The sequence below is a fragment of the Adlercreutzia equolifaciens genome (assembly GCF_029076695.1).
In the GTDB taxonomy this organism is placed as follows: Bacteria; Actinomycetota; Coriobacteriia; order Coriobacteriales; family Eggerthellaceae; genus Adlercreutzia; species Adlercreutzia equolifaciens_A.
On the sequence record NZ_JARFIK010000241.1, the window covers coordinates 1 to 320 of the forward strand.

Genomic DNA, 320 nt, shown 5'->3' on the forward strand with positions numbered 1-320 from the left:
CCCCCCGGATTCGGCATCGGATCGACTGGATCAACAGGGGAAGGATCGGGCTCGGTCGGATCGGGGTCCGTCGGTCCCGGCTTGGGCACTGAATCCTCGCCACCCGGGCCCACTTGCTCCGTGCGAGTGTAGCGCAGCGTGATGGTGCCTATCGTTCCTTCAACAACGGTAAGGGCACCACTTCGATCGGTCGGCTCATACTGAAGGCCATTATAGACCGGTCGCGGCGTGACGTCGGCGGCCGAAACCTGGGTTCCAACAGGAACGGTAATCGTTTCCGTATAAGAGCCATCCGCAACACCATTCGTTTCGTTTTCATG

General features: G+C 60.0%; 1 protein-coding gene. It reads right to left on the reverse strand.

All coding sequences use genetic code 11. The features are described from left to right. Positions 1–320: hypothetical protein (locus PZH32_RS12225; RefSeq protein ID WP_275208525.1), on the reverse strand; the 320-nt coding region annotated here is incomplete at both ends.